Origin of the sequence: Pseudoalteromonas sp. MMG006, from assembly GCF_018101025.1 — a bacterium.
In the GTDB taxonomy this organism is placed as follows: Bacteria; Pseudomonadota; Gammaproteobacteria; order Enterobacterales; family Alteromonadaceae; genus Pseudoalteromonas.
On sequence record NZ_JAGJEJ010000012.1, the window covers coordinates 103,943 to 112,349 of the forward strand.

Here is an 8,407-nt window from a genome sequence, read left to right on the forward strand (position 1 = left end):
AACGACTAAATTAACAGATTAACGAGCAGCGGTTTTAAGCTGCTCGTATTGTAACTTTATTTTTTTAAACTTTTCCGCACAGCCACTTAGTTTGTCGGGGTGGTTTTGCAGCGCAAGTTGTCGCCAGCGCTTTTGCAGGACCTTAAGTGTAAAATTCTCAGGTAAATTCCAATTTAAAATCAGCTTATTGTATTCTTTATCTGTTAATACATGCTTTTTAGGTGTTGCTTTAAAACGATGCCAAAAGCTATTTAACAACTCTTCTACTTGCTGCTCACTTGTGTCGTAATTCTCCCAATTTAAATAGTAATCTCGTAAATTATTGCTGGTTGCGAGTGAATGTTTGGCCTCTTTTTCTATAAGCTCGATATGTAAAGTTGAAATAATTAGGTTTTGCGGCTTTAATTGTACCTGTAGCTGGTACAATGCGTTCATAATTAAAAAGTTACGCTTAAATAAATCGCGCTCAGGGCTTTGATCAAGCGTTGCTATGGCTCCTTGATGGGACAACTGCGCTGCTAAAGTATGAACTTGCCAAACTTGCTTTGTTAATATTAGCTCAAAAATCTCATCAATCAGTGGGTTAAGCATTGTTTAGGGCCTAGTAATTGGTGTATCTTCAATAAAGATTACACTGATATAAGTAACGGTTTGAAGGATTAAAATTATGCTGGGCAAGTTTAAGTGCCTCTTATTTACTATATGCTGTGTACTAATGGCTTCAAGCTATGCCCAAAATGCCGACTCGTTATATGCACAATTTAAAGATGAAAAGCAATGGGAGCCAAAATTACAACTGGCTAATACTTTACTTGCCAATCAAAACCTATCTAAAAAAGAGCGTGTCGCTGTTTACTCTGCATTAGGTGACTCTGCGTTATCGATTGATAATTTTAAAGAGTCTTTACGCTTTTTTAAATTACTTGAGCAGCATACGTCAGATTCATTTTTTCCTGAAGAGCACTTTCGTGCAATAAAAATGCAAGGTGTTGTGCTTTTCTATCAAGGATTATTTCAAAAAGCGATTATCGAATATACTCGCACTCTTGCACTTGCCAAACAAAATGAACAATTATTAGAGCAGGCTAACCTATTTAATAACATTGGTTTAGCTTATTTTAATATGAATAAATTAGGTGAAACACTAGAGTATTATTTAAAAGCTAAAGCAATTTATGAAGAGCATGGCAGTGAGCAAGACCAGACGGATATTTTACTCAATATAGCGGGTGTTTATATTCGCTTATCGCGCTATGACAGTGCATTTAGTTTATACCAAGAAGTGCTTAAAGTTTATAAACGCTTGGGTGATAAAAGTGGAATAGCGCAAGTTTATAATAATATGGGCGTTGCTTATAGAGAGAGTAATCAATTTGACTTAGCGCTTCACTACTATCAATTAGCGTTGAGTTATTATATTTCAGCTAATGATTACAATAAGTTGTCTACACAATACACTAATTTAGCAAATGCTAATCTTATTTTAGAAAAAGTAGATGAGGCATACGAGCAAGCTAAATTAGGAGAGTTCTATGCGCTTAAAATAGATAACCATAATTTAGAGTTGAATGCGCTTCATGCACTAGCCAAAATTCAATTTGTAAAAGGGGATTTAGAACAAGCGCAGGTAAGCTTAGAAAGAGCTATTTTACTCGCTCAGGAATATGGCAGTGAGCGCATAATTAGAGATAGCTATGGAACAAAAGCCCTACTAGATGCGAGTAAAGGTGATTACTCAAGTGCAATGATTCAACAGCAAAAGTATATTAGTGAGCAGCGTAAGCTCAGAAGTACCTCAATTATAAATGCACTAGCTGTTTTACAGCATCAATTCAAAGCCACCCAATTAAATCAAGAAATAGAAAAACTTAAGCAAGATCGCAAAGTACAAGAACTTAAAATGTCGCAGCGCTCTCAGCTTACTTTATTTATATTTTTGCTATTACTTTTAGTTGTTGTTACAGGCATAGCTCTTTCACGACGAGGAGCTGAAAAACGTGCTAAGCAACACTTAACGGAACAAGTGGCACAGCGTACTGCAGAGCTACAAGCTACGGCGCAAGAGTTAAGAGAGGCCAATGATGTTAAAAGCCAATTTTTAGCTAATATTAGCCACGAGATCCGCACACCATTAACGGCTATTTTAGGGCAAACAGATGCCTTAATTAATGAGTTGTACGAGCCAGAATCACTTAAAGATGAGCTTAGAGTGATCCAGCGCCATAGCGATCATTTAAAAAGCTTAATTAACGATGTACTTGATTTAAGTAAAATAGAAGCTAACCGTTTAGAGCTAAATATTTCGTGCTTCGATATTGTTGAGCTTATAAACGATGTACACGCTATGTTTTATACTCAAGCTAAAGCTAAGAGCTTGCAGCTTATTTTAGATAACCAAGTGGGTAATGAGTTCTACACTAAGCTGGATCTTATTCGTGTTAAGCAAGTTCTTATCAATTTATGTGCTAACGCTATTAAGTTTACTCACTCTGGGCAAATTATTATCGCCTTAAATAAAACAGAGCAAGGGCTGGTTATTATTATAAAAGATACTGGTATTGGCATGAGTTCAAAGCAGCTTAAGCTTATTTTTGAATGCTTTAGCCAAGCCGATAACAGCATTAGCCGTCGATTTGGTGGCACCGGCTTAGGTTTAAGCTTATCGCAGCAACTTGCGTCAATGATGGGCGGTTATATAAGTGTGCAAAGCGAATATAAAAAAGGCAGCCAGTTCTCGTTCTTTTTGCCCTGTGCAGAGGTTGATAAATCACAAAGTGTGGTTGAAAAAAACAAATCGTCTAAAGTTAAAAAGCTACTATCAGGTCGGGTGGTGTTAGCTGAAGATCATCCTGATAATAGGCGTCTTATAAGTCGTTACCTGCGTTCTTTAGGGCTGGAAGTAATTGCGGTTGAAAATGGCGAGCAAGCTGTAGAGCAATGCTTGCAAGAATACCCTGACTTAGTGCTGCTAGATATTCAAATGCCTGTAATGGATGGGCGGGCTGCATTTCAATTACTTAAAAAATGCGGCTTTGAGCAGCCTATATTTGCGTTGACCGCAAACGCTATGAGTCATGAAGTAGATGAGTACTTAGCACTAGGTTTTACTGGTTATTTAGGTAAGCCTATTGATAAAGACTTATTTTATAAAGCGCTGAGTGCTCATTTAGACAGCAACAACAATCAACCTTCATCAAAATACAGTGAAGTTGACATGAGCGATTTGGTTATTAGCTTTAAGCAAAGCTTTGCTTTAGAAAGTGAAACGATTACTCAGCACTTTATTAATGAAGATTTAGAAGCATTACAAAAAGACAGTCATCGTATTTTAGGGGCTGCACAAATGTTTGGCTTAGATGAAATTGCACAAGCGGCTAAAAATCTAGATAGAGCACTGTTAAATAGAGTAAAAAGCAACACCGTAAACGACTTTAAAATACTGGTGGATGAACTACAACATGTACTTAAAAAATACAATGAAAGCTAAGCGGTTCTATATTTAGCGAATAAAAAAAGCGCCTTAGGCGCTTTTTTTATTCAATTTAAACGCGCTTATTGGCGTCTCATTGAATCAAAGAATTCATCGTTGGTTTTACTCATCGATAATTTATCGATTAAAAACTCCATCGCATCAATCTCTGACATTTCATGAACAATCTTACGTAAAATCCAAAGCTTTTGTAGCTCATCTGGTTTAGTAAGTAATTCTTCACGACGAGTACCTGAGCGATTAAAGTCGATAGCAGGGAATACACGCTTTTCAGCAATCTTACGATTTAAGTGTAGTTCCATGTTACCTGTACCTTTAAACTCTTCGTAGATAACTTCATCCATTTTAGAGCCAGTATCGATAAGGGCCGTTGCGATAATAGTTAAACTACCACCTTCCTCAACGTTACGTGCAGCACCAAAGAAGCGCTTAGGCTTGTGAAGTGCATTAGCATCAACACCACCGGTAAGTACTTTACCTGATGAAGGAATAACCGTGTTATATGCTCTCGCTAAACGGGTAATTGAATCCAATAAGATAACGACATCTTTTTTGTGCTCAACTAAGCGTTTTGCTTTTTCGATAACCATTTCGGCAACTTGCACGTGGCGAGAAGCTGGTTCATCAAACGTTGATGCAATTACTTCACCTTTAACTAGGCGTTGCATCTCTGTAACTTCTTCCGGACGTTCATCAATAAGTAAAACCATTAATGTAACATCAGGGTGATTATGAGTGATTGATTGCGCAATATTTTGCAGTAGCATTGTTTTACCCGCTTTAGGCGGTGCTACTAACAGACCACGTTGGCCGCGGCCAATTGGAGATGCTAAATCAAGTACACGGGCGGTAATATCTTCTTTACTGCCGTTACCACGTTCCATACGAAAGCGTTCGTTTGCGTGTAGTGGGGTAAGGTTTTCAAAAAGAATTTTTGTGCGAGAGTTTTCAGGTTTATCAAAGTTAACTTCGTTTACTTTAAGTAAAGCAAAGTAACGTTCGCCATCTTTAGGTGGGCGGATAAGGCCTGAGATAGAATCGCCAGTACGCATGCTGAAACGGCGAATTTGGCTAGGTGAAACATAAATGTCATCTGGGCCAGCTAAGTAAGAGGCTTCTGATGATCTTAAAAAGCCGAAACCATCTTGTAAAATCTCTAATACACCGCCACCGAAGATATTCTCTCCGCCTTTGGCGTGGGCTTTAAGAATGGCAAAGATAATATCTTGCTTTCTTAAGCGGGCTACGTTTTCGAGCCCCATGGACTCAGCTAAGTTTACAAGTTCTTTTATAGACTTGTCTTTTAATTCGCGTAAATGCATATTGGTGGGTTCTTTATTACAATTGTCATACTCAAAATCGCTTTGATAGTTGAGTGAGGTTTGTTGAATATAACTAAGGATTAGTTGGCTTTATAAACTAGCAGTTCACTGGCATAGCGTCCAGTCTTTATACAAAATAAACACAAAAAAAGGGCAAAAAGCCCTTTTTTATGGTTTTAACCTAGATATTGTTTTCTAAAAACTCAATTAGTTGAGTTTTAGAAAGTGCACCAACTTTCGTTGCAGCAACTTGGCCATCTTTAAAAAGAAGCAACGTTGGGATACCACGAATACCAAATTTTGGTGGTGTACCAGCATTTTGGTCAATATTTAGTTTAGCAACAGTTACACGGCTGTCGTATTCATCAGCAACTTCATGAAGAATAGGGGCGATCATTTTACAAGGTCCACACCATTCAGCCCAGAAATCTACTAGTACTGGTTTGTCTGATTGTAATACGTCAGCTTCAAAGCTATCGTCAGTAATTTGGATAATTTTCTCGCTCATTGCGCTCTCCGATTTAGTTAGGCGAAATATTTAGTGCGTATTTAAACACTCTTGTTTCTTATTGCAAGTTTAAACGTTATGCTTAAACGCTATGACTAAGACACATTTAACCGATAAAAAGTTTTCAGACTTTGCTATCGCACCGGAAGTGGTTGCCGGTTTAACCGAGAATGGGTTTGAATATTGCACACCTATTCAAGCAAAATGCCTACCTTTTATTTGTGATGGCCGCGATATTGCGGGCCAAGCTCAAACAGGTACAGGTAAAACGTTAGCTTTTTTAACAGCTACGTGCCATCGGTTATTACAATCTAGCAAAGCACCTAGTAAACATCCAAGAGCCCTGATCATGGCCCCAACGCGGGAGCTTGCGATTCAGATACACAAAGATGCTAAAATTTTAGCGCCGCACTGTAATCTTAACTTAGGTTTAGTATATGGTGGCGAAGATTACGAAAAACAACGTGCACAATTAGAAAAAGGCGTTGATATTTTAATTGGTACTACAGGTCGCCTTATCGATCTGTATAAGCAAGGCTGTTACACCCTTAATGAAATTGAGGTAGTCGTGCTAGATGAAGCTGATCGTATGTTCGATTTAGGCTTTATTAAAGATATTCGTTATATGTTCCGTCGTATGCCTGATACAGCGCAAAGATTGAACCTATTATTCTCTGCAACGCTTTCTTATCGCGTGCAAGAACTCGCGTTCGAACATATGACTAACCCCGAACACGTTCAAATCGAGCCAGACGTGAAAACAGGCAAACGGATTAAAGAAGAGCTGTTTCACCCTTCGCAAGAAGATAAAATTAAGCTCTTGTTAACTTTAATTGAAGAAGAATGGCCAGACAAAGCAATTGTATTTGCTAATACTAAGCACAGCTGTGAAACAGTTTATGCGTGGTTAAAAGCTGATGGACATCGTGTAGGTATGCTAACTGGTGATGTTAACCAGAAAAAACGCCAGTCTATTTTAGCTCAATTCACTAAAGGTGAATTAGACTTTTTAGTCGCGACAGATGTTGCAGCACGTGGTTTGCATATTCCTGAAGTAAGTCATGTGTTTAACTTTGATCTACCTGATGATTGTGAAGATTACGTTCATCGAATTGGCCGTACCGGTCGCGCAGGTGCCTCTGGCCATGCAATTAGTTTTGCTTGTGAGCAATATGCTTATAACTTGCATGAAATTGAAGAGTATATAGAGCACAGCATTCCTTTATCACATTATGATAAAACAGCATTGCTAGATGATTTAACAAAGCCTACTATTCAAAGAAAGCGCAACTATTCTTCAGGCCCACGTAATCGTAGTAATAACAACGGACGTCGCCCAAATAATAGTTACCAAAAAGGACGGTCGTAATTCGGCCGTTACTATAAGTAGTAGTAACTAGAGGTTTTTGAACGGTGGGGCAACTTATACCGCAAAAAAATGTGTATGCAGTTATTGATTTGGGCTCAAACAGCTTTCATATGCTTATTGCCAAATCAATTGCTGGCGGCCTACAAACAATAGGTCGCGTAAAACGCAAAGTAAGATTAGCAGCAGGGCTTGATAAAGATAACGTATTAAGCACTGAAGCAATGCAGCGAGGCTGGGAATGCCTTGCTCTTTTTGCTGAGCGTCTGCAAGACATTCCAAAGCAAAATATCACCATAGTGGCAACCGCTACACTGCGTTTGGCAACTAATGCCGATGTATTTAAAACTCAAGCCGAAAAAATACTAGGCCACACTATTAATGTTATTAGTGGTGAGCTAGAGGCGAGAACTATTTATAAGGGCGTAGCTCATACATCATCATGTAATGGTAAGCAGCTGGTTATAGATATTGGTGGTGCAAGTACAGAAGTGGTTATAGGTAAGGGCTTTGAAGCACTTCACTATAAAAGCTTAAATATGGGATGTGTTACTTATTTAGAGCGCTATTTTAAAGACTGCAAGCTAAGTACTAGCAACTTTGATGCAGCAATTAAAGCGGCGCGAGATGTAATAGGTGATATTGCCGATGAATATAAAGTAACGGGATGGCAAGTTGCTTCTGGTGCTTCGGGTACCGTGCAAGCTATCCAAGAAATTATGGTCGCTCAAAATCTTGATGATCTCCTTACTCTCGAAAAGCTTTACACTATTAAAGAGCAATCTATTGCGTTTAGCACTATTGCAGCACTAGACCTACCAGGTTTAAGTGAAGAGCGTAGGCTTGTGTTTGTATCTGGGCTTGCCATTCTAATCGCGTTATTTGAATCACTTGAAATAGAAAAAATGGGCCTTGCAGGCGGAGCACTTCGAGAAGGTGTTTTGTACAGTATGGTGCCAGAGCTTCACAATAACGATATTCGCAAACGCACTATCGATGGCTTTATGGATCGTTACCATGTTGATCAAAAGCAAGCATATCGTGTTTCGAGTCTTGCAATGCAGTTAGCAGGTAAAATTAACCAAAGCTGGCCCATAGAAAGCTTAAATGGATTGCCCTTGTTAAAAGCGGTGGCTGAACTTCACGAAATTGGATTGCTAATAGAGTATAAGCAGTACCATAAACACACAGCCTATATTTTAGAAAACACAGATATGCCTGGCTTTTCACAATCAGAGCATAAAGTTATTGCAGCAGTAGCTAATGCGCATCGTTCAGATATCCAAAAAGGGTGCTTTGATTCGCTAGGAGCTAACAGCATACTTGCGCAGTATTTGGTGCGATTACTCCGTATTGCTGTAATCCTATCAATGCGTCGCCAAGATGACGTATTACCTAAAATAGAGTTAATTGCTGAAAATGAAGTCTTAGACCTTAAGTTTGAAACTAATTGGTTAAAAGATCACCCATTAATGGCAAGTGAGCTACAACAAGAGTCTAAACAACAAAGTAAGCTCGGTTGGAAACTCATAGTTAACTAGAATAAAAGGCCCGAAAGGGCCTTTTTAGTGTTTAAAGTAATCACTTCGATGTAAAATTGCGCGAACAGTCATTTATTTCACGTTTTCTTCAAAAAAGGGTTGATCTGTTTTCGGATCTCCCTATAATGCGACCCCACTGAGACGGCAGAGCAGGCAACGCTTAGCGAGGCAAGCAAACCG

6 protein-coding genes are annotated in these 8,407 nt (G+C 38.7%); 3 read left to right on the top strand and 3 right to left on the bottom strand.

Annotated features, from left to right (window positions below):
• Window positions 1-18: 18 nt before the first annotated feature.
• Window positions 19-591 carry a DNA-J related domain-containing protein gene (locus J8L73_RS12710; RefSeq protein WP_211017538.1) on the bottom strand — a complete coding sequence of 191 codons (573 nt, stop codon included), beginning with the start codon at window positions 589-591 and terminating at the stop codon, window positions 19-21.
• A 76-nt stretch (window positions 592-667) separates the two neighbouring features.
• Between J8L73_RS12710 and J8L73_RS12715 the strand changes: the two genes are divergently transcribed.
• Window positions 668-3,487, top strand: a complete 2,820-nt coding sequence (locus J8L73_RS12715; RefSeq protein ID WP_211017540.1) for an ATP-binding protein — start codon at window positions 668-670, stop codon at window positions 3,485-3,487.
• Window positions 3,488-3,552: 65 nt separating this feature from the next.
• Here J8L73_RS12715 and rho read toward each other — a convergent pair whose 3' ends face one another.
• A complete protein-coding gene (rho, locus tag J8L73_RS12720) occupies window positions 3,553-4,812 on the bottom strand; it encodes a transcription termination factor Rho (RefSeq protein ID WP_058547681.1) in 1,260 nt (419 codons plus the stop codon).
• 181 nt (window positions 4,813-4,993) lie between these two features.
• On the bottom strand, window positions 4,994-5,320 hold the full coding sequence (gene trxA / locus J8L73_RS12725; protein ID WP_002960942.1) for a thioredoxin TrxA: 327 nt from the start codon (window positions 5,318-5,320) through the stop codon (window positions 4,994-4,996).
• A gap of 91 nt (window positions 5,321-5,411) precedes the next feature.
• On the opposite strand from trxA, the gene rhlB reads away from it, so the two are divergent.
• Together rhlB and gppA are read left to right on the top strand one after the other, a co-directional pair.
• Window positions 5,412-6,689, top strand: coding sequence for an ATP-dependent RNA helicase RhlB (gene rhlB, locus J8L73_RS12730; protein ID WP_058547680.1), 1,278 nt, complete (start codon window positions 5,412-5,414; stop codon window positions 6,687-6,689).
• Window positions 6,690-6,733: 44 nt separating this feature from the next.
• A complete protein-coding gene (gene gppA, locus J8L73_RS12735; protein ID WP_211017542.1) occupies window positions 6,734-8,227 on the top strand; it encodes a guanosine-5'-triphosphate,3'-diphosphate diphosphatase in 1,494 nt (497 codons plus the stop codon).
• Window positions 8,228-8,407 lie beyond the last annotated feature (180 nt).